A 21,142-nucleotide genomic window follows, 5' to 3' on the forward strand; every position below is an offset into this window, starting at 1 on the left:
AAGCCCCTCCCCTTGTGGGAGGGGTGGGGGAGGGCCTTCTTCAAAAAATCACCCCCTCAAAAATATTTCCATCCCCCACCATCCCACGCCGCTTATCCTCATCTCGTCCCATCATCGGCTACACCGCGAGGCGTCGCGGCGAGATGGGGCCGGCGCTGGGGAAAGGGGGACGACGTGCATCCCTTTCTCCGGGGCTTCGAGAAACGACGACCCCCGAACACTGGGGACTTGACGTGAAAGCGTCCCCCCAGGGTGGCGTCTCGAAAGGGATGTTACAGTAAGGCCCGCTTTAGAGGCGGATTACCCGCAGGCTCGACCTGCGGCGACGAGCGTCAAGTTCGAAGCACAAACCGCCGAATGCGGGGCGCGATGAGCGTCATATAAAACTAACTTAACGAGGCGTTCTTCGCGCCCCGGCCGAGCCCTTATGGGCGAAGCGAGAGAATGACGGATAACTCCGGGCGGGATGACGCGGCGGAGCGATTTGGCGCGTCAGCGCACGAAGACGCGCACCGTCGAGGCGCGGCCCACCGCGTCGATCACCGTCAGCGTCGAATAGCCGGCCCCATCGGGACGCCATTGGTAATTGCGCTTGCGGCTGGAGCCGTCCATCGGCCGGCCATTGGCGAGCCAGCGGAAGGGCGGGCGGCCGCCTTGCAGCTTGAGTTGCAGCGGCATGGCGTCATCGCCGCCGAGCGCGAGGTCGACTTCCGCGCCCTCGGGCGGATAGACGATTTTCGGCGCGGGTTCGCGGGCGGAGAAGGAGACGAGGCCGTTGCCGGTCAGCGCAAAGCGCTTGAGGCTCGCGGGCAATTCCGCTTCGCTCAGCCGGAAGGCGCCGGCCGGGGCCGGCGGCAGCGCGGTCTGGGCGAGTTTGGCCTTGGCGAAGGCTTCGAAGAGAATGGGGGCGGCGGTCTGAAAGCCGGATATGCCGGGAACGGCGGCGTTGTCGGCGCGGCCCACCCAGACGCCGAGCACATATTTGCCGTCATAACCGACCGTCCAGGCGTCGCGATAGCCATAGGACGTGCCGGTCTTGTAGGCGAGGCCGCGCGGAATGGCGCCGAGCGGCGGCCGCATGCCCGAGAGCACATCCGACACCTGCCAGGCGGCGATCGGGTCCATGATCGGTTCGGCTTCGATCACGCCCGGCTCCTCGCGGACGCCATCGCCGAGCCGTACCGGAAAGCCGCGATTTGCGAGGGCGGCATAGAGCTGGACGAGATCGCGCAGGCTGACGCCCGCGCCGCCGAGCGCGATCGCCAGCCCCGGCGCTTCGCCCTGCGGCAGCTTGGGATTGACGCCAGCGCGGCGGAAGCGGCTGGTCAGCCTGGTCGGGCCAACCGCTTCGAGAAGCTTCACGGCGGGCACGTTGAGGCTCATCTGCAGCGCCTGGCGGATGGTGACGTCGCCCTGATAGCTCATGTCGAAATTCTTCGGCCGGTAGCCGAAGAAATCGGCGGGCCGGTCCTCGATGATCGTCTGCTGGGCGATCATGCCCTGCTCGAAGGCCAGACCATAGATGAAGGGCTTGAGCGTCGAGCCCGGCGAGCGCAGGGTCCGGGTCATGTCGATCCAGCCGGAGCGGGCGCCTTCGAAATAATCGGCCGAGCCAACTTCGGCGAGGATGGCGCCGGTGCGGCTCTCGGCCAGCAAGAGCGCCACCGAGATCTTCGGCCCCAGCCGTTCGGCGGCGTCGCGGGCCACGATCTCCAGCGCCGCCTGGGCGTCGCGCTTCAGCGTCGTCTGATGGCTGAGCGCGCGAGGGTCCTTGCGGATCGCTGCTTCGGCGAGATGGGCGGCGTAAGCTGGCAGTTGCCGCCGCTTGTTGGGCACGGGCGCCAGCCGGGCGCGGCCGGCCTCGCCTTCGCCGATCACGGCGGCGACCGCGAGCCGGGTCAGCACCCGTTCGCGGGCCGCTTCGGCATTGGCGGGAAAGCGGTCGGGCCGCCTGCGCTCCGGCAATTGCGGCAGGGCGACGAGTAGGGCCGCCTGCGCCACCGTCAGCCGCTTCGGCTCCTTGCCGAAATAAGCGAGGCTTGCGGCGCGCACGCCTTCGAGATTGCCGCCGAAAGGCGCGAGGTTGAGATAGAGATCGAGGATCTCGGCCTTGCTCAGCCGCTTCTCAATCTGGGCGGCGCGGGCGATCTGGATCAGCTTGGCGGGGATCGAACGGTCCTTGCGAGGCTCGATCAGCCGGGCGACCTGCATCGACAGGGTCGAACCGCCGGAGACGATGCGGCCATGGGCGGCCAGCTGGCCGGCGGCGCGGCCGAGCGCCCAGAGATCGACGCCGCGATGTTTCTCAAAACGCTGGTCCTCATAAGCCACCAGCATGCGAAGATAATGCGGATCGACATCGGCTGAGGTCACTGGCAGCCGCCATTTGCCGCCGCTGGTGGTGAAGGCGCGCAGCAATTGGCCGTCGCGATCCAGCACCTGGCGCGAGCGCTCCATCGCCGCCTCGAGCGGCGGCGGAAAAGCCCGGTCGGCCTTGGCGAGCCCGTAGACCATCCCGGCTGACAGGGCAGCCTGGACGGCGACAAGCGCGCCGAAGAGTTTTACCGTCCGGGCCAAGGCTCAGTCCTTCGTCACTTGCATCCGGCCTGCAGCGGTGCGGGCGGACAATTGCGGGCGATACATGTCCTCCACGGTCGCTGCCGGGTGATCATAGACGCCCGGATTGGTGGCGCGGACGACATAAGCGAGGGTGAAGTCGTTGCTGTCGCCGGGGGCATGGTCGAGCGCGGCCAGGAAGCGGTCGTAGCGGAATTCGAGATGGGCGGCCTGGGTCTCCGGCAGCCAGTCGAAATTGGAAAGCGAGGCGGAATTGACGAGACCGGGATTGTCGATCTCGAAACCGGCCGGCAGCATGTCGGAGACCATGATGCGGCTCGTCCAGTCATTGGCCTGCTTCACCGTGAGCACCACGACATAGCGCTCGTTCTGCTTGACCTCGCTCGGATTGGCCTCTTCGCCCTCGAGCGTGTAATAGGCGCGGGAGATCTCGAAGCCTTCGCCGCCGGCCGGCAGCGGCTCCCGGGGCGAGGCGACGGTGGTGATCATCGCCGTCACCGGCTCACTGGCCTCGTTGCGCAGCGTGATCGGCTCTGCGGTCAGCGCGTCGCCGGTCAGCCGGTCGCGCCAGCCGCCGGTTTTCAGCGCGCCGTTGACGCTGACGCGGATCGACTGGTCCTGATCCTTGAGCGCCCGGGCCGCCAACACCATCCAGGATTCCTCCTGGGTGGAAGTGTAGCGGGTCTGGCCCCATTCGCGGCCGACAAGGTCGGTCATGGCGGGCACGATGGCGCTTTGCGGACGGCTTTCGGCGGCCAGCGCCAGGATTGCGGCGCTGTCGCGCAGGTTGGAGCCATAGTCGGAGCGGGACCAGTCGACGCTGGTCAGCCCGGCCGAGAGATTGGCGACTTCCGCGAAGATCCGCTCGGAGCGCTGGTGATCGCCGTAAAGCGCGAGCGCTGCGGCGATATGAGCCTTGGCGAGCTGGGTCGGGAACTGATCCAGCATCGTGTCGGCGTAATAGCGCAGATCGCTGATCGCGGCCTTGCGGTTGCGGGCCAGCACATAGAGCGCATAGGCCATCTGATTGCCGCGGTCGGCGACATTGGTGTCATAGGCCAGCTGGTTTTCGAGATTGTCGAGCGCTGTGGCCAGCGCCTGTTCGGGCACGTCGAATTTCTGTTCGCGAGCCCGGGTCAGGAAGTCGGTCACATAGGAATCGAGCCAGAAATCGCCGGAGCCGGGCGACCACAGGCCGAAGCTGCCGGAGGACGACTGGTAGGACAGAACGCGCTGGATGGCGTCCTGCACCCGCTTCTTGACCTCGCCGTCGTCGGTGATGCCGGCGGCGGACGAGAGCTCGCTGAGATAGAGCAGCGGCAGCGCCCGGCTGGTGGTCTGCTCGGCGCAGCCATAGGGGTAGCGGTCGAGCGTCATCAGCAGCGACGCAATGTCGAAGCTCGGATTGCGGGTCAGGTTCACCGAGACGGAGGCGCCCTGCATGATCGAATTGGCGAGCAGCTGGTCGTCGACCAGCAATTGCCGGCCGGGCTCGATCCGCACCATGCGCCGTTCGGTCATCGGCGGCGTCGAGGGCCTGATGGTGACGTCGAGCGCCTGCGTGAAGCGTTCGCCATTGGGGCCGGAGAGCGCGATTTCGATCTGGCCGGTTCCCGGCTCGCCGCCGGTGATCGGCAGCGTGACATCAGCTTTGCCGCCTGATGCGAGCGTGATCGGCGCCTTATCCGCCTTGGACAGGACGGAGACCAGCGCGCCGCCATTGACGTCGAGCGTATAGTCGCCGGCTGGAGCATCGGTGTTGGCGATGTCGAGGCGCAGTTCGGCCTGATCGCCGGGAGCGAGGAATTTCGGCATGGCGGCGGTCACCACGACGGGGTCGCGGATGATCACGTCGCGGCTGGCGTGACCCAGGCCCGACTTGGTCCAGGCCACCGCCATCACGCGGGCCGTGCCGTTGAACTGCGGAATGTCGAAGCTGACCTTGGCCTTGCCTTCGGCGTCCAGCGTCACGGGACCCGCGAAGAAGGCGACCAGCTTTTCGGTCGGCGGCTTGCCCAGGAGTGCGGTTTCCGCGCCGTCGCCGCCGGTGCGCAAGCGTCCGGTGGCGCCGAGCGAGCCGTCGATCAGCCGGCCATAGAGGTCGCGGATTTCGACGCCCAGGCGGCGCTGGCCGAAATACCAGTCTTCGGGGTTCGGCGGCTCATAGCCGGTGAGATTGAGAATGCCGACATCGACGGCGGCGACCGTGACATAGGCTTCCTCGCCGATACCTGCGCCCTGAACGGCGACGGAAATGTCGAGCGGCTGGCGCGGCAGGGTCTTTTCGGGCGCGTCGAGGGTCATGGCGAGCTTGCGGTCGCCGGGGTCCACCGCCAGCCATTTGACGCCGATGGCGCGCATGGGCATGCGGCTTTCGCTGTTGTCGCCGGGGCGGAAGAGGGTGGCGGTCACATAGGCGCCGGCGCCCATTTCGGCGGTGACGGGAATGTCGATCTCGCCGCCATCCTTGCCGATCGTGGCGGTCATGGAGGTCACGAGGCTTTCGGTGCCGACATTGACCAGCGCTTCGCCCGCGAAACGCGAGGAGACGCGCAGCTTGGCGGTGTCGCCGACCTTGTAGTTCTCCTTGTCGAGCGCGATTTCGAGGCCGTCGGGCGTCTCTGTCGAACTCGCCGTCACGAACCAGCCGGCGTCGAACTCGACAGAGCTTGCGGGACCGTCGGCGGCGGCGCTCTCGATTTCGAGGCGATAGCGGCCCCAGGCCACGGGCACGCCGATCTCGCCGCCGTCGGCGGTCAGGTCGAGCTTGCCGTTGGCGACCTGCTTGGTGTTGGTGACAGGCTCATAGCGCCAGCCGGAACCGTCGCGATACCATTGGTAATTGCGTTCGATCTGCACCAGCTTCCAGATCAGTCCGGTGGCGGCCTGCTTCTGGCCCTCGCGGTCGAGCGAGATGACATGGAACTTGGCGAGCGAATTTTCCGGCACTTCGGCGTCGAATTCCGGCTTCACGCCGATCATCTCGTCGCCGGTATTGACCGGCAGCGTCAGATTGCGTTCGACGGCGCGGCCGCCGGCTTCGCGCATGCGGATGCTGATCTTGGCGTCAAGGAACTGGGTGGTCGAAGGCAGTTGCGGCAGCTCCACCGGAATGGCGGCCTTGCCCTGTTCGTCGAGCGTAGGCAGGCCTTCGAGGCTGTTGCGGCTTTCCTCGATCGCTTCCTCGTCGGCAAGGCCGAACTGGTACTTCGGGAAGGCCTCGCTGGCGCGGGTCGGCTTCAGCGAAATCTCGCCTTCGAGCTCCAGGCCGGCGCCCGGCGCGCCATAGAGATAGCGGCCGTCGATATCGACGGTGACGGGCTTGCCCGGCTCGATCGCCCTGTCGGCGGTGGTCATGTCGAATTCGATCCGGTCGGGCGTGAAATCCTCGACCAGGAAGGTCTGCTCGCGGATCGACGGCTGGCTGGGATCGGTATGGACACGGACTGTCCAGGCCCCGCGCATGGCGGTCTCCAGCATCGGCAGATCGACGGCGTAGCCGCCCAGCGCGCCGCCGGTTTCGACCAGACGCCGGTCCTCGACACCGTCAGGGCGGGTGACGATGAAGGTCAGCGGCAGTTTCTCGATCGCCTTGCCTTCGATGTCGCGGGCGAGCGAAGCGAGATGCACGGTTTCGCCGGCGCGGTAGATGCCGCGTTCGGTCCAGGTCAGCACATCGACGGCGCCGGGGGCGGTGCGGCCCGTCACGCCACGGTCGGAGAGGTCGAAGCCGGCGCGGGTCATATCGAGGAAGACATAGTCGCCGGCGCCGTTCTGGGCCGTCAGGATGGCCGGGGCCATGGCGGCCGAGCCGCGCATCAGGCCGGCGGAGAATACGGCTTGTCCCTGCGCGTCGGTGGTGGCGCTGCCCAGCACTTCATTGTTGCGGGCGAGCAGATTGAGGGTCACGCCGGCGAGCGGCTTGGCGCTGGCGAGCGAACGGGCGAAGACATGCAGCCCATCGGTTCCGGCATAGGTGGTGAGGCCGGTGTCGGAGACGACGAACCATTGGGTGGCCTTGCTGTCCCAGTCGTTGGTCTGGGCCTGGCTGGCGGTCGCGGTCAGCACATAGACGCCCGGCTTGCGCTCGGGGATCGCCTCGTCGACCGGGAAGGAGGTGACGACTTCCTTGTTGAGCTCGGGGGCGATGACAATGTCGCCGCTCCAGACCAACTGGCCCTGGTCGCTTTCGATCTGGGTGGCGCGATAGCCGTCGACCTGGGTGAGGAATTGCGAATTGTAGAGGATCGAGGCGATGTTGCGGTCGCCGATCCGGTAGAGCTTCAGCTGGGCGCTGTCGGTGTTGATGGAGACGAGCGGAATGCCGCGGCGGGCGGTGGAGGGCAGCACGAAGCTGTCGCCGGTGAAGCGGACGGTGGGCGCGCGGTCGCGGACATAAATGTCGAGATCGACCTGCTGGCGCAGCGCCTCATCCACCGAGGACGGCAGGCCTTCGCGGAGCGCCAGCTTGTAGCGCTCTCCATGCTGGAGGCCGCCGACACAGATTTCCGAGCCATTGGCGTCGACCGATTTGGGCGCTGCGCCATTGAGGGTGACGAAGGACGTATAATCGGTCCCCGCCTTCACCAGCGGTTCTGAGAACTGCACGCAGGCGCGGGGATCGGCGCTGTCGGCGTCGATGGTGTTGCCGGTGACGCGGAAGCCGTAGCGCTCGATATAGTCGGCGAGCGTCAGCTTGACGGCGGGGTCCTCGACAAGCGCGAGGCTCGCCTTCAGCGCATTGATGCCGTCACGGAAAAGCTGATTGTTTTCATAGGCCTTGGCGAGCGCGGCGAGCGCCTGGGCGCGCTGGCTGCGCGTGCGGCTCAGCTGATAGGCGTTGACGGAGGCCGACAGGCCGTCGGCGTTGACCGACCAGTCCTGATTGGAGCGGCCGGCGATCCCGGCCATCTCCAGCCAGAGGTCGATATTGCCGGGGTCCTGCACCAGCGCGCTCTTGAAGGTCGCCATGGCGTGCGGATAGACGCCGTTCGTCGCATCTTGGCGTGCAATGACGAGCAGCGCCTCGACGCTCAGGCCGGACTGGCCGTCGGCGGTGGCGAGCTGCTCCTTCTGTCGGGTGGCGTCATTGTCATGCTGGGCGCTGATGAAGGGCAGTTTCGGCGCGACGCCGAGATCCGGCTCGCTTTCAACCTGGGTCACGACGATCTTGCCGGCCACCGCGCCCGGGAAGGCGTTCATCTTGTTGAAGTCGGATTTCAGGAAGCACCATTTCACCTTGGTGTTATAGGTGAAGGCCTTGCATTCCTCGTCATCGACGCAGACCTGCTTGCACTGGTCGAGCGAGACATTCTGCACCGTGCGGAGGTCGAAGCCGAAATAATCGGCGTCCTTGACGGTGACCACCTCGCGCGTTTCCGCCGCCATCGAAGGCGCGGGAGCGAACAGCAGCGAGGAAACGAGAAGGGACGTCCAGAGTAGCGCGCGGGTCACGGTCTATTCTCCCATCAACAGCCCTCAAGGGGCGCAAGTCTTTCGAAACGGTCAGGCGTGTCGAGCAAAGAGCGGGAAATCACGTCATGGGCCGAAAGGAGCGCGGCGGCCAAGTCAGGCGCAGTGTTCCCATATCCGGCAGATCGTCGTCGTCCCCCGCGTCGACAGTTTTCGATCTTTCGTAGCACAAACGTCCATTGGTTCTAATATATTCGCCGGCCCACCCAAAAATAATTCGGCGAAAACAGTTCTCCTTGTTTGTCTTGACCAAAATCATGGAATGCAACGGCCTGTCCTGGGCACAGTGCGAGGCAGGGACTGTTTCAACTTTTCTCAACGCCTCTTCAGGAGCGCTGCATGCGAATTTTCACCATGGCCCTCAATCCCACCCTCGACGTGTCGAGCGACGCCGACCGCGTACAGCCGACGCATAAGGTTCGAACGCGCAATCAGCGCCTGCATCCCGGCGGCGGCGGCGTCAATGTCGCCCGCGTCGTGCTGGAACTCGGCGGTTCTCCGGAACTGATGATCCTGTCGGGCGGGGCGACCGGCGCCTTGCTTGAGGATGCGCTGGGCCGCCTGCCGATCCCACTCGAACTCTTGCATGTCAAAAGCCCAACCCGCATCGCCACCATGGTGCGGGAGGAGCAAACCGGCCTCGAATATCGCTTTGTGCCTGAAGGCGATCCGATCAGCGAGCGCGAGGCGCTTGCAGCGCTTCAGAGACTCGAAACCGTCTCCGACGCCTTTGTCGTCGCCAGCGGCAGCCTGCCGCCTGGAGCGCCCGTCGACATGTATGCGCGGATGGCCGCCATCGCCCGCAAGAACAATTGCCGTTTTGTGCTCGACACGTCGGGTCCCGCGCTCGCCGCCGGCCTTTCCGGCGAACCCGTTTTCTTCGTCAAGCCAAGTCTCAGCGAAATGGAGGCGCTGATCGGGGCGACGCTCGAAAAGGCCGATGCCGAGGCTGCGGCGCTCGAACTGGTCGGCAAAGGCAGCGCTCGTTATGTCGCGGTGACATTGGGGGCTGACGGCGCGATCCTGGCGGGGCCGGATGGAGCGATCCGGCTTGCCAGTCCCAAGGTGGAGGTGCGTTCGGCCGTTGGCTCAGGCGATTCCTTTGTTGGGGCGTTCGTCTGGGCGCTTTCGGAAGAAAAAGATTCGGCGGATGCGTTTCGCTGGGCGATTGCGGCGGGCGCGGCCACGGCGATGACGTCCGGAACGGATTTGTGCCGACGCGGAGACATCGAATCGCTTTTCGCGCGAATCACAGCGGTGACCTGATTCGCGCGTTTGATTCGTCTCTGGTCGAAGGCGTGTGAAGCGCTGGAGGGTTGCGGGCCGGTATTGGCGCGATGCGCGAATGCCTGGAACTGCTGATGCTCAGGCGCTTGGCTTTTTCGAACATTGGCCCTGAAACGGAGAAGCCCGCACAAGGCGGGCTTCTCAACGTTTTCAGTGATCTGGATGGTGGGCGTGACAGGGATTGAACCTGTGACCCCTACGATGTCAACGTAGTGCTCTCCCGCTGAGCTACACGCCCATCCGATGTCGGCGCATAGACCACAGTACCCTTTGCTCGTCAATAACTTTTTTCGGGTTCTGTGAAATCTCTGCTCCGGAGCCGCTCAGGAGGTCGTCTTCAGTTTAGCTCCTGTAGCTCGCCAGCGCTCTTGCAGCCTTGTCTTCCCGCACTGCTTTCGCAAGTTCCAGTGTGACGACGCGCCGCCCCACGGGCCATAGTGAAATCGCAGCCAGCTTGAAGCACTGCAATCCGAACGGAATGCCGATGATTGTGATGCAATAGACGATGCCGTGCAGCACATAGGCAAGGAAAAGAGCCAGGCCAAATGTACAGGCCCATATGACGTTGAAGAGGAAGCCAATCGCACCCGTCAGCGCCGTTCTGGTCGAAAGCGTCTTGTTGTCGAGGTCGCGGATATGAACGACGTCTTTGCCAAATGGCCATGCTGACATTTTGGCCATTTCAATAGCGGCGCGGGTCAGCGGCAGTCCAATAATTGAGAGGGCGAAGACCAGCGCGCCAACAAGCCAAATGAGCGCTGTCACTGCGCCGCCAAATACAAACCAGATTACGTTGCCAGCAAATCTCATTTCATCCCTCTGAAGTTGAGCTTTTGCGCTAAAGTAGCCCTGCAGGGGCACTCAAGAACCAAAGCGCTGAGTTCGCAACTCGGTGCAATTTTAGCGCAAACGAAAAAAGCCGCCCCATTTCAAAGGCGGCTTTCTCATATCAAAATGACTGTTTGTGACCGGACCATAGCGAAAATCGGGTTCTCTAACCCCTGCGCGAGCTATCGGCCTACAATGTCAACGTCGTGCTATAACTCTAAGCGATACGCCAATCCGATGTCGGCGCATAGAACGCATGGTTCATTGCGCCGAAAATCCTCAGGCGGCCGTCAGCATCTTGTTGACCTCATCGACGAGATCACGAAGGTGGAAGGGCTTGGACAGGACCTTGGCGTCCTTGGGAGCGTTGGAATCCGGATTGAGCGCCACGGCGGCAAAACCGGTGATGAACATGACCTTGAGATCGGGGTCGAGTTCGGTGGCGCGACGCGCCAATTCGATGCCGTCCATTTCCGGCATCACGATGTCGGTCAACAGCAGCGAGAAGGGCTCTTCCCGGAGACGGTCATAGGCGCTGGCGCCGTTGTCATAGGAGATCACCTTGTAGCCGGCTTTCTCCAGCGCCTTCACCAGAAAACGGCGCATGTCATTGTCGTCTTCGGCGAGAAGGATTTTCTGGCTCATTTTTTTCTTGTACCCGTTGTCACTCAACTCGAACGCATTTCTACGCGGACTCTAGAGGCTCCGTAGTAAAAATCCCGTGAATGTTTCGCGGTTCGCCGTCCTTTGTCAAATTTCCGTCTCCAGCCTGTGGATGACGCGAATTTGCTTTGCATTCCGCCGGGAAACGGCGAGCCCTTTTGGCTGCGGCTGGACTTGTCCCGCCGTCGCTGGCAACATGACAGAATGATGATTTGGGTCGAGGGCCGATTTTTCGCATGGTATGGGATTTTCGGGAGGGGGAATTATTCGAGATTCAGGAGCCTGACGACCATCAGATTCCGCTCGTCCTCAATTCTCCCCATAGCGGCCGCATCTATCCTCGCGCCTTCGTGGAGGCTTCACGTCTCGACTATCTGAGCCTGCGTCGTTCGGAAGACCATTTCGTCGATGAACTGTTTTCAGGCGGCGTGGCGCTGGGCGCGCCGATGCTGAAGGCGCATTTTCCGCGCGCCTATGTCGATGTGAACCGCGAGCCTTATGAACTCGATCCGCGCATGTTCGACGGCCCCTTGCCGCCGCACGCCAACACAGCGTCCGTGCGCGTGGCCGGCGGGCTGGGCACCGTGCCGAAGATCGTTGCTGAGAATATGGAGATTTACGGTCGTAAACTGCCCGTCGACATGGCGCTGGAACGCGTCGAACATATCTACAAGCCCTATCACGCCGCGCTCAGGCGGCTGATCGCTCGCACGCATGCCCGGTTCGGCCGCGCCATCCTCATCGATTGCCATTCGATGCCCGGAAATATCCGCATCACGGGCAGCGCCATGCGCCCCGACGTGATCATCGGCGACCGCTATGGCACCTCCGCGTCGTCGGACCTGTCGCGGCTGGCGCTCAAGTTGCTCGAGGATCTCGGTTTTGCCGCAGTGCGGAACAAACCCTATGCCGGGGGCTTCATCACCGAACATTACGGCCGGCCGGCGCGCGGGCTGCACGCCCTGCAGATCGAAATCAACCGTTCGCTCTATATTGACGAGGCCACGCTGGAGAAGCGGCCGGACTTCGCCAAGGTGGCCGGCGCAATGCGGCAATTCCTCGAAAATCTCGCCACGGAAGTCAGCGTTCCCCAGGTTTCCACCGCTTTCGCTGCGGAGTGATCACGGCCGCCTTCTGCGCCGCGACAAAAAAAACCGCGCCATAAGCGCGGTCAAGTCTAGGGAGGAAACACCCAAGGAGGGCATTTACAGCCGGTAAGGACTGTAGGAAAAAGATAACTGCTGCAGCGCAAAAAAGTCAACAGGAATGATGAACGAAAAATGACATAATTTGCATCTGCGGAAAATTTCTTGCCTTGAAAATCGAGGCGCTTGATTTTTCAACCCTTTGTCGCGCACATGCCTGCGCATGCTGACATTTCACCACAGGAGTGAGTGATGACGCCCGATCGCGCCTTTTTCGACCGCCTCGCCGACGCCGCGCGGGCGGAAACCCTGCCGCGTTTCCGGTCCGGCCTTTCGGTCGTGGACAAAGGCGGGCAGCATTACGATCCCGTCACCGAAGGCGACCAGGCGGCGGAAGCGGCGATCCGCACGCTGATCGAGGCGGAATTTCCCGATCACGGCATTCTGGGCGAGGAGCATGGCTCCGTTGGCCTCGATCGCGACCATGTCTGGGTGATCGACCCGATCGACGGCACCCGCGCCTTCATTTCCGGCGTGCCCGTCTGGGGCACGTTGATCGGCCTCTATCACAAGGGCCGCGCCGTGATGGGCCTGATCGACCAGCCCTTCACCGGCGAGCGCTATTTCGCCGATGGCGAAAAGTCCATCTATCGCGGCCCCGATGGGGAACGCGTCATCCGCACAAGCAATTGCGAGCGGATCGAACAGGCCAAGCTGTTCACCACCTCGCCGCATCTGTTCGAAGGCCGCGACGAGACCCTCTATCGTGCGATCGAGAAAAAGGCGCGGCTGTTCCGCTACGGCGTCGATTGTTACGCTTACGCGCTGCTCGCCGCGGGCCATGTCGATCTCGTGGTCGAATGCGCGCTGAAGCCCTATGACGTCGGCGGCATCATCCCTGTCGTCGAACAGGCCGGCGGCGTGATGACCGACTGGCAGGGCGGCCGTCCGGAAATGGGCGGCTATATCGTGGCGGCGGCGACGGAAGCGCTGCATCGCGAAGCGCTGGAGATGCTGAACGCCTGAGGCGTTCACTCCCCCGAATAGATCAGCGGATCGGAATCCGAGCCGGGTATGAAAGCCTTGATGGCGGCGAGCGTCTGGTCGCGGAAAATGTCGCGTTCCTGCAGCAATTCATGTTCGGCGCCTTGGATCGTCACCAGCTTTCCGGCGCGAAACCGCTGCGACAGCGCCTCGAAATACGGATAGGGCACGATCTTGTCGGCGCTGGGCGCGATCACCAGGGTGGGGATCTCGACGCGATGGAGATGCTCCATGCGGCTGACCGTTGTGATCGCCCGGATCATCGAGGCGATCCAACTCGCGGTCGGGGGGCCGATGAACAGGTCGGGATGGGCCGCCTGAATGGCGCGGTTGCGGCGATAGCGGATCGGATCCGAAGTCAGCACATTGCCAGCGAAGGGGCGGTCCAGCACGTCTTTGGAAAATTGCAGCGCGCCGAGGCCGGTGAAATGGCAGGCATTGGCAAGGATCTTCAACAGGCTGTTGGGAATGCCGATGCCCGCCGCGCCCACAAAGGGCGCGCAGAGCGCCATGCGCTCGATGCGGTTGGAAAGCCAGGGGGCGGCCTTCAGCGCCGTCAGGGCGCCCATCGAATGGGCGACAATGAAGAACGGCATCTTGGCGTCTGGCAGCACGACTTTTTCAATGAAGGCGTCGAGATCGCGCTCAAGATCGCCGAACCGGCGCAGATGGCCCTTGCGCGGCATTGGATGCAGCCTGGTCGAGCCGCCCTGGCCGCGCCAGTCGAAGGTTGCGACCCAAAGGCCGGCCGAGGTCAGGTCGCCAATGGTCTCATAATATTTCTCGATCGTCTCGTTGCGGCCATGCAGCAGGATCACCGTGCCCTGCGCCGGGGATTGGGTGGCGCGAAAGATCGCGTAACGCAGCTTTGCGCCGTCGAAACTATCGAAAAAGCCGGCGACATGATTGTCTGGCGGAAGATTGTCTGATGTGGCGCGGAGAATTGGGGGCATGGCGTCCGGAAATACAATTTTGGAGCAAGGCTAGCACGATTCGCCCGGCGAAAGCGGCAAACAAAAAGGCCGGAGACCGCTGGATGGGGACAGGAGCGGCTCCGGCTTGAATTTGATCGGCGCGGAAGGGACGTCATCGCGCCGGTCACGGGAGGAACGCTCCCATGACCTTGTTTCTACGGTTATGTCCGTGAACGTCCGCCGAACCCGCCGTTCATACTCCATTCATGTTTTTCGTCCGCCTCGCCGGGGCTTGAAACGGCGGAAAACGCCTCCCACCTAAGCTCTGCGGGACGCCGATGTCGGGTCCCGGAACCGGGTGCGCGGGGCCGAGGAACGGGCCGCGCGCCTGAACGACACATCGCACACGTTGCTCTCAAGGAGGACACCATGCGTCATTTCGATTTCTCCCCTCTCTATCGCTCCACCGTCGGCTTCGACCGCGTCTTCACGATGCTCGACAGCCTGGCCCAGCCGGAGCAGCCCACCTATCCGCCCTATAATATCGAGAAGACGGGCGATAACGCCTATCGCATCTCGATGGCGGTCGCCGGCTTCGACGAAAGCGAGCTTTCGATCGAGCTCAACCAGCATATTCTGTCGGTGAAGGGCGAAAAGTCCGACGACAAAGCAGATGGTGCCGAGCTCCTTTATCGCGGTATCGCCAAACGCGCCTTTGAGCGGCGCTTCCAGCTCGCCGACCATGTGGAAGTACGCGCCGCGCATCTCAAGAACGGCCTGTTGCATATCGATCTCGTGCGCGAGATCCCCGAGGCGATGAAGCCGCGTCGTATCGAGATCGCCGCTCCCAGCGCGGCCGAGGCCCCCAAGGCGATCGAAGCCCAGGTGATCAATAGCTAAGGCTTCATTGGCTAAAATTGCGGCGTCGAACGACGTCCAAATTCCGAGCCCCGTCGCGATCCATGCGGCGGGGCTTTTGCTTGCCGTTCAGAGGAGCGCGGCGATGGCCGCAACATCCTCTTCGCGCGTCGCGAAACTGGCGATGAAACGGCGGATCTTTTCGTTTGAAGCGAGTTCGCCTTCCATGCCGCGCGGGGTCTCCCAGTCATAGAAGCGAGCGCCTGCCTGACGCAGCGCCTCGGCCTTCTCGTCGGTCATGATCAGGAAGATCTGGTTGCCCTGAGTCGGCCAAGCGATTCGCGTTTGTGCGGACATTTGGGCGGCTTCGGTCAATTTCCGGGCCATGGCGTTGGCGTGTCGGGCCAGTTCTATCCACAGGTCGTTCTGGAGCCAGGCTTCGAACTGCGCGGCGACAAAGGCGGATTTCGAGAACAGGTTGGCGCCGCGCTTGCGCAGTCGCGGCATGGCGCGGGCGTCGGCGGGATTGAAGAAGATCACCGCTTCGGCGCACCAGCAGCCATTCTTGGTGCCGCCCAGCGAGAGGATGTCGACGCCGGCCTTCCAGGTCATCTCGGCGGGCGTGCAGCCGAGCGCGGCCACGGCGTTGGAAAAGCGTGCGCCATCCATGTGGGTCTTGAGGCCGGCGGCGGCGGCGATCGCGCTCAGGGCGCGGATTTCCTCAAGGCTGTAGACCGTGCCGGCTTCGGTGGCCTGGGTCAGGGAAAGCGCGGTCTTTTCACCCACATGCACGTCGTCATCCGGAAAAAGCGTCATTGCCAGGCGCAGGGCATCCGGGTCGATCTTGCCATGCCCGCCGGGCCCGCCGCCCACCGGAACCAGCTTGCCGCCGCCTGTTTGCAGTTCAACCGCGCCGCCTTCGTGGTGAATGACATGGGCTTCATTGTGGCAGAACATCACGCTTGCCGGACGGGCGACGGAGGCCAGCGCCAGGGAATTGGCGGCCGTACCCGTGGCGACGAAGAACACCGCCACGTCGCGTTCGAACAAGGCTGAGAGAGCGGCGGCGGCGCGGTCGTCGACGTCGCTCCCTCCATAGGGGGCGTGATAGGCGCCGGCGGCTGTGGATAGACTGGCGGCGATGGCGGGATGCGCGCCGGCCCAGTTGTCAGAGGCGAAAATCAAGAAAACCACCCTTTGCGTTTGTTCGGATTTGTTGTCATGTCGACATGAATGTGGCGAATTTGATTTTGCAAGAGGCGTTTGCCCAAAATCGAACCATTTTTCGGGGGTCGCCCCTTGCGGTGAAATCGCCTTTCTGCCATAGGATAAGAGAATTAGGACAGTCATGCTGTCCTATTTTGCTGCATGGATCCTGAAGGCCCGTCACACGGTCTTTAAACAAGCGGTCCAGCCTCCTGATCCGCCGGGGAAAGCGGGCAGGGGCAGAAGCCGGCAGCTGCGTGGACGCGGGGTCGAACTGGCCCGGGAATTGCAGCTTGTACAGGAAAATGCGAAGACATTCATCGTTCGCGATCAGGGCGCCCTCATGCGCGCTTTCGCGGGTTCACGCGGGCGCCGGAACGGCCCCATGGCAGGAGGAAAGAAGATGACGGACCATACGCCATCGCATGCATTCGGACAGTCGACCCGTCTTTCGGCGGAAACTGCGCTGAAAACGCCCTCTCACGCTATCGGCCTGCCGAAAAAACAGGGCCTTTACGATCCGCGCAACGAACACGACGCCTGCGGCGTCGGGTTCACCTGTCATCTCAAGGGCGTCAAGTCGCACCAGATCGTGCGCGACGGCCTGTTCATGCTCGAAAACCTCACCCATCGCGGCGCCGTCGGCGCCGATCCCCTGATGGGCGACGGCGCGGGCATCCTCGTGCAGATCCCCGACCGTTTCTTCCGCGAAGAAATGGCGGCCCAGGGTGTGACGCTGCCGCCGGCCGGACAATACGCCGTCGGCTTCCTGTTCATGCCGCAGGACGCCGAATTGCGCGAACATATCAAGAGCGTCATCAACGACGTCGTGGCCGCCGAAGGTCAGGCGCTGATCGGCTATCGCGAAGTGCCGGTCGACAATTCCTCGCTCTCCAAGGCCCCGGCGATCGCCGCCACCGAACCTTTCCATGTGCAGGTGTTCATCGGCGCCGGCGAAGGCGTGGCCGACAACGCCGAATTCGAACGTCGCCTGTTTACGCTGCGCAAGGTGATCTCCAACCGCATCTATGCCGAGACCCAGGGCGAGGACAACGGCTTCTATATCGTGTCGCTGTCGACCACGACCGTGGTCTACAAGGGCATGTTCCTGGCCTATCAGGTCGGCGCCTATTACAAGGATCTTGCCGATCCGCGCTTTGAATCGGCTGTCGCGCTCGTGCACCAGCGTTTCTCGACAAACACCTTCCCGTCCTGGAAGCTGTCGCATCCCTATCGCATGGTCGCCCATAACGGCGAGATCAACACGCTGCGCGGCAATGTGAACTGGATGGCGGCGCGTCAGGCGTCGGTGTCTTCGCCGCTTTATGGCGACGATATTTCCAAGCTCTGGCCGATTTCCTACGAAGGCCAGTCCGACACCGCCTGTTTCGACAACGCGCTCGAATTCCTCGTGCGCGGCGGTTATTCGCTGGCGCATGCGGTGATGATGCTGATCCCAGAAGCCTGGGCCGGTAACCAGCTGATGGGTCCCGAGCGCAAGGCGTTCTACGAATATCACGCTGCGCTGATGGAGCCGTGGGACGGTCCCGCCGCCGTCGCCTTCACCGATGGTCGCCAGATCGGCGCGACGCTCGACCGCAACGGCCTGCGTCCGGCCCGTTATGTCGTGACCTCAGACGACCGGGTGATCATGGCGTCGGAAGCCGGCGTTCTGCCGGTTGATGAAGAGCTGATCGTCAAGAAGTGGCGCCTGCAGCCCGGCAAGATGCTGCTGATCGACATGGAACAGGGGCGCATCATTTCCGACCAGGACGTCAAGGCGAGCATCGCCGGGGCGCATCCCTACAAGGACTGGCTCGACCGCAGCCAGTTGATCCTCGAAGAGCTCGATCCGGTCGAGCCGCGCGCCCTGCGCCGCGACGTGTCGCTGCTCGACCGCCAGCAGGCCTTCGGCTACACGATCGAGGACACCAAGCTTCTGATGTCGCCGATGGCGACCACCGGCCAGGAAGCTGTGGGCTCGATGGGCACGGATACGCCGATCTCGGCCATGTCCGACAAGGCCAAGCTGCTGTACACCTATTTCAAGCAGAACTTCGCCCAGGTCACCAACCCGCCGATCGACCCGATCCGCGAGGAGCTGGTGATGAGCCTCGTCTCCTTCATCGGTCCGCGGCCCAACATTCTCGATCACGCCGGCGCCTCGCGCGCCAAGCGTCTCGAAGTGCGCCAGCCGATCCTGACCAATGCCGATCTCGAAAAGATCCGCTCGATCGGCCACACGGAAGACCGGTTCGACACCAAGACGCTCGATTTCACCTATGACGTCGAACGTGGCGCGGAAGCCATGCCGGAAATGCTCGAACGTCTCTGCGAGCGCGCCGAGACGGCTGTGAAGAGCGGCTACAACATCATCGTGCTGTCGGACCGCCAGGTTGGTCCCGACCGCGTGGCGATCCCGGCGCTGCTGGCGACGGCGGCCGTGCACAATCATCTGATCCGCAAGGGTCTGCGCACCTCCGTGGGCCTGGTGGTGGAATCGGGCGAGCCGCGCGAAGTGCATCACTTCTGCTGCCTGGCCGGCTATGGCGCTGAAGCGATCAATCCCTATCTGGCGTTCGACACGCTGATCGACATGCACAAGCGCGGCGAATTTCCCAAGGAGGTTTCCGAGGACGAAGTCGTCTACCGCTACATCAAGGCGGTCGGCAAAGGCATCCTCAAGGTCATGTCCAAGATGGGCATTTCGACCTATCAATCCTATTGCGGCGCGCAGATCTTCGACGCCGTGGGTCTTGCGTCGGATTTCGTCGAGAAATTCTTCTTCGGCACCGCCACGACCATCGAAGGCGTCGGCCTTGATGAAGTGGCGCGCGAAACCTTTGGTCGCCATCAGTCGGCCTTCGGTCGTGATCCGGTGCTGGCCGCTTCCCTGGAGATCGGCGGCGAATACGCCTATCGCATGCGCGGCGAAAGCCATGCCTGGACGCCCGACGTGGTGGCCGAACTTCAGCACGCCGTGCGCGGCAACGCCGAGGATCGCTATCAGGAATTCGCGCGCCTGGTGAACGAATCCACCGTGCGCATGAACGCCATTCGCGGGTTGTTCTCGATCAAGAAGGCGGCAGAACTCGGCCGTCAACCGATCGATATTTCCGAGGTCGAACCGGCAACCGATATCGTCAAGCGTTTCGCCACCGGCGCCATGTCCTTCGGCTCGATCAGCCGCGAGGCGCATACGACGCTGGCCATCGCCATGAACCAGATCGGCGGCAAGTCCAACACCGGCGAAGGCGGCGAGGAAGCGGAACGTTATCTGCGCAAGCCCGACGGCACGTTGCCGCTCGAGCGTTCGGCGATCAAGCAGATCGCTTCGGGCCGCTTCGGGGTGACGACGGAATATCTCGTCAACGCCGACATGCTGCAGATCAAGGTCGCTCAGGGCGCCAAGCCCGGCGAAGGCGGCCAGCTGCCCGGCCACAAGGTCGACGCGACCATCGCCAAGACCCGTCACTCGACGCCGGGCGTCGGCCTGATCTCGCCGCCGCCGCATCACGACATCTATTCGATCGAAGATCTGGCGCAGCTGATCTACGATCTCAAGAACGTCAACCCGACCTCTGACATCTCGGTGAAGCTGGTGTCGGAAGTGGGCGTCGGCACAGTCGCGGCCGGCGTCGCCAAGGCGCGCGCCGACCATATCACCGTGTCCGGCTATGACGGCGGCACGGGCGCGTCGCCGCTCACCTCGCTCAAGCATGCCGGCAGCCCCTGGGAAATCGGCCTGGCCGAAACCCAGCAGACGCTGGTGCTGAACGGGCTGCGCAGCCGCGTGGCGCTGCAGGTCGACGGCGGTCTGAAGACCGGTCGCGACGTGATCATCGGCGCGCTGCTGGGCGCCGATGAATTCGGCTTCTCGACCGCGCCTCTGATTGCGGCGGGCTGCATCATGATGCGCAAATGCCATCTCAACACCTGTCCGGTTGGCGTCGCCACCCAGGATCCGGTGCTGCGCAAGCGCTTCAAGGGCCTGCCGGAACATGTGATCAACTATTTCTTCTTCGTCGCCAACGATGTCCGCGCCATCCTCGCCTCGATGGGCTATCGCAGCCTCAACGAGATCATCGGCTGCAGCGAACTTCTGAAGAAGGACGAGGCGATTACGCATTGGAAAGCCCAAGGCCTCGATTTCAGCAAGATCTTCCACAAGGTCGATGCGCCTGTCGAGGAAACGCGCTGGACCATGCGCCAGAAGCATCCGATCGACGACATTCTCGATCGCAAGCTGATCGAGGCGGCAATGCCGGCGCTCGAAACCCGCCAGCCGGTGGTGATCGAAGCCGATATCAAGAATGTCGACCGTTCGGCCGGCGCAATGCTGTCGGGCGAAGTCGCCAAGCGCTACGGTCACAAGGGTCTCAAGGACGACACGATCACGGTCAAGCTGAAGGGCACGGCCGGCCAGAGCTTTGCCGCCTTCCTGGCGCGGGGCGTGACCTTCGAGCTCGAAGGCGACGGCAATGACTATGTCGGCAAGGGCCTGTCAGGCGGCCGCATCATCATCAGGCCGCCGCAGAATTCGAAGATCTTGGCCGAGGACTCCATCATCGTCGGCAATACGGTGATGTATGGGGCGATCGCCGGCGAGAGCTATTTCCGCGGCGTGGCCGGCGAACGCTTCGCCGTGCGCAATTCGGGCGCCATTGCCGTCGTCGAAGGCGTGGGCGACCATGGCTGCGAATATATGACCGGCGGCGTGGTCGTGGTCATCGGCGAGACGGGTCGCAACTTCGCAGCCGGCATGTCCGGCGGCGTGGCCTATGTGCTCGACGAGAGCGGCGATTTCGCCCGCCGCTGCAACATGGCCATGGTCGAATTGCAGCCGGTGCCGGAGGAAGATGAACTGCTCGAAAAGCTGCATCACCATGGCGGCGACATCGCGCATAAAGGCATGGTCGACGTCTCCGGCGACATGACGCGGCATGACGAGGAGCGGCTGTTCCAGCTGATCTCCAACCATGCCCATTACACCGGCTCGACCCGCGCCAAGGCGATCCTCGACAATTGGGCCGATTACCGTCCGAAGTTCCGCAAGGTGATGCCGGTCGAATATCGCCGCGCGCTCGAGGACATGGAGCGGATGCAGACGCAGGAGGCCGCCGAGTAAGTTGGCGGCTGGCCATAGCC

The 21,142-nt window shown here is 63.3% G+C and carries 11 protein-coding genes and 1 tRNA gene; 5 read left to right on the plus strand and 7 right to left on the minus strand.

Annotation, left to right across the window (positions count from 1 at the left end; genetic code table 11):
* Positions 1–492: 492 nt before the first annotated feature.
* Positions 493–2,514, minus strand: coding sequence for a penicillin-binding protein 1C (pbpC, locus tag M2360_RS05355; protein WP_280773588.1), 2,022 nt, complete (start codon positions 2,512–2,514; stop codon positions 493–495).
* A gap of 66 nt (positions 2,515–2,580) precedes the next feature.
* Positions 2,581–7,965, minus strand: a complete 5,385-nt coding sequence (locus tag M2360_RS05360) for an alpha-2-macroglobulin family protein (RefSeq protein WP_280773590.1) — start codon at positions 7,963–7,965, stop codon at positions 2,581–2,583.
* Between the two features lie 423 nt (positions 7,966–8,388).
* Here M2360_RS05360 and M2360_RS05365 point away from each other — a divergent pair, with 423 nt between their 5' ends.
* The gene (locus M2360_RS05365; RefSeq protein ID WP_280773351.1) at positions 8,389–9,315 is read left to right on the plus strand and encodes a hexose kinase; all 927 of its coding nucleotides are present in this window, start codon (positions 8,389–8,391) and stop codon (positions 9,313–9,315) included.
* A gap of 184 nt (positions 9,316–9,499) precedes the next feature.
* Here M2360_RS05365 and M2360_RS05370 read toward each other — a convergent pair.
* The 3 genes from M2360_RS05370 to cpdR1 all read right to left on the minus strand — a co-directional run bounded on the left by M2360_RS05370 (position 9,500) and on the right by cpdR1 (position 10,809).
* Positions 9,500–9,574 (minus strand) — tRNA-Val (locus tag M2360_RS05370).
* A gap of 104 nt (positions 9,575–9,678) precedes the next feature.
* On the minus strand, positions 9,679–10,146 hold the full coding sequence (locus tag M2360_RS05375; protein ID WP_280773352.1) for a YccF family protein: 468 nt from the start codon (positions 10,144–10,146) through the stop codon (positions 9,679–9,681).
* A 297-nt stretch (positions 10,147–10,443) separates the two neighbouring features.
* Positions 10,444–10,809 (minus strand): response regulator CpdR1, encoded by a 366-nt coding sequence (gene cpdR1, locus M2360_RS05380; RefSeq protein ID WP_182828370.1) that lies wholly within the window; start codon positions 10,807–10,809, stop codon positions 10,444–10,446.
* A 254-nt stretch (positions 10,810–11,063) separates the two neighbouring features.
* Here cpdR1 and M2360_RS05385 point away from each other — a divergent pair, with 254 nt between their 5' ends.
* Entirely contained in the window at positions 11,064–11,948 is an 885-nt protein-coding gene (locus M2360_RS05385; RefSeq protein ID WP_280773353.1) for an N-formylglutamate amidohydrolase, read from the plus strand.
* 276 nt (positions 11,949–12,224) lie between these two features.
* Positions 12,225–12,998, plus strand: a complete 774-nt coding sequence (gene hisN, locus M2360_RS05390) for a histidinol-phosphatase (RefSeq protein ID WP_280773355.1) — start codon at positions 12,225–12,227, stop codon at positions 12,996–12,998.
* A 5-nt stretch (positions 12,999–13,003) separates the two neighbouring features.
* Here hisN and M2360_RS05395 read toward each other — a convergent pair whose 3' ends face one another.
* Positions 13,004–13,969 carry an alpha/beta hydrolase gene (locus M2360_RS05395; RefSeq protein WP_280773356.1) on the minus strand — a complete coding sequence of 322 codons (966 nt, stop codon included), beginning with the start codon at positions 13,967–13,969 and terminating at the stop codon, positions 13,004–13,006.
* 390 nt (positions 13,970–14,359) lie between these two features.
* Between M2360_RS05395 and M2360_RS05400 the strand changes: the two genes are divergently transcribed.
* Entirely contained in the window at positions 14,360–14,830 is a 471-nt protein-coding gene (locus M2360_RS05400; RefSeq protein ID WP_280773358.1) for an Hsp20 family protein, read from the plus strand.
* A gap of 87 nt (positions 14,831–14,917) precedes the next feature.
* On the opposite strand, the gene M2360_RS05405 is transcribed toward M2360_RS05400, so the two are convergent.
* Positions 14,918–15,973, minus strand: coding sequence for a beta-eliminating lyase-related protein (locus M2360_RS05405; protein ID WP_280773360.1), 1,056 nt, complete (start codon positions 15,971–15,973; stop codon positions 14,918–14,920).
* A gap of 424 nt (positions 15,974–16,397) precedes the next feature.
* On the opposite strand from M2360_RS05405, the gene gltB reads away from it, so the two are divergent.
* A complete protein-coding gene (gltB, locus tag M2360_RS05410) occupies positions 16,398–21,122 on the plus strand; it encodes a glutamate synthase large subunit (RefSeq protein ID WP_280773361.1) in 4,725 nt (1,574 codons plus the stop codon).
* The last annotated feature ends 20 nt before the right edge of the window (positions 21,123–21,142 follow it).

Origin of the sequence: Rhizobium sp. SG_E_25_P2 (assembly GCF_029892285.1) — a bacterium.
Taxonomy (GTDB): domain Bacteria; phylum Pseudomonadota; class Alphaproteobacteria; order Rhizobiales; family Rhizobiaceae; genus Rhizobium_E.

Coding starts and splice junctions, on each gene's coding strand:
- hisN (WP_280773355.1), top strand. CDS start 12,225: ATGACGCCCGATCGCGCCTTTTTCGACCGCCTCGCCGACGCCGCGCGG.
- M2360_RS05395 (WP_280773356.1), bottom strand. CDS start 13,969: ATGCCCCCAATTCTCCGCGCCACATCAGACAATCTTCCGCCAGACAAT.
- M2360_RS05365 (WP_280773351.1), top strand. CDS start 8,389: ATGCGAATTTTCACCATGGCCCTCAATCCCACCCTCGACGTGTCGAGC.
- pbpC (WP_280773588.1), bottom strand. CDS start 2,514: ATGGTCTACGGGCTCGCCAAGGCCGACCGGGCTTTTCCGCCGCCGCTC.
- gltB (WP_280773361.1), top strand. CDS start 16,398: ATGACGGACCATACGCCATCGCATGCATTCGGACAGTCGACCCGTCTT.
- M2360_RS05375 (WP_280773352.1), bottom strand. CDS start 10,146: ATGAGATTTGCTGGCAACGTAATCTGGTTTGTATTTGGCGGCGCAGTG.
- M2360_RS05385 (WP_280773353.1), top strand. CDS start 11,064: ATGGTATGGGATTTTCGGGAGGGGGAATTATTCGAGATTCAGGAGCCT.
- M2360_RS05360 (WP_280773590.1), bottom strand. CDS start 7,965: ATGGCGGCGGAAACGCGCGAGGTGGTCACCGTCAAGGACGCCGATTAT.
- M2360_RS05400 (WP_280773358.1), top strand. CDS start 14,360: ATGCGTCATTTCGATTTCTCCCCTCTCTATCGCTCCACCGTCGGCTTC.
- cpdR1 (WP_182828370.1), bottom strand. CDS start 10,809: ATGAGCCAGAAAATCCTTCTCGCCGAAGACGACAATGACATGCGCCGT.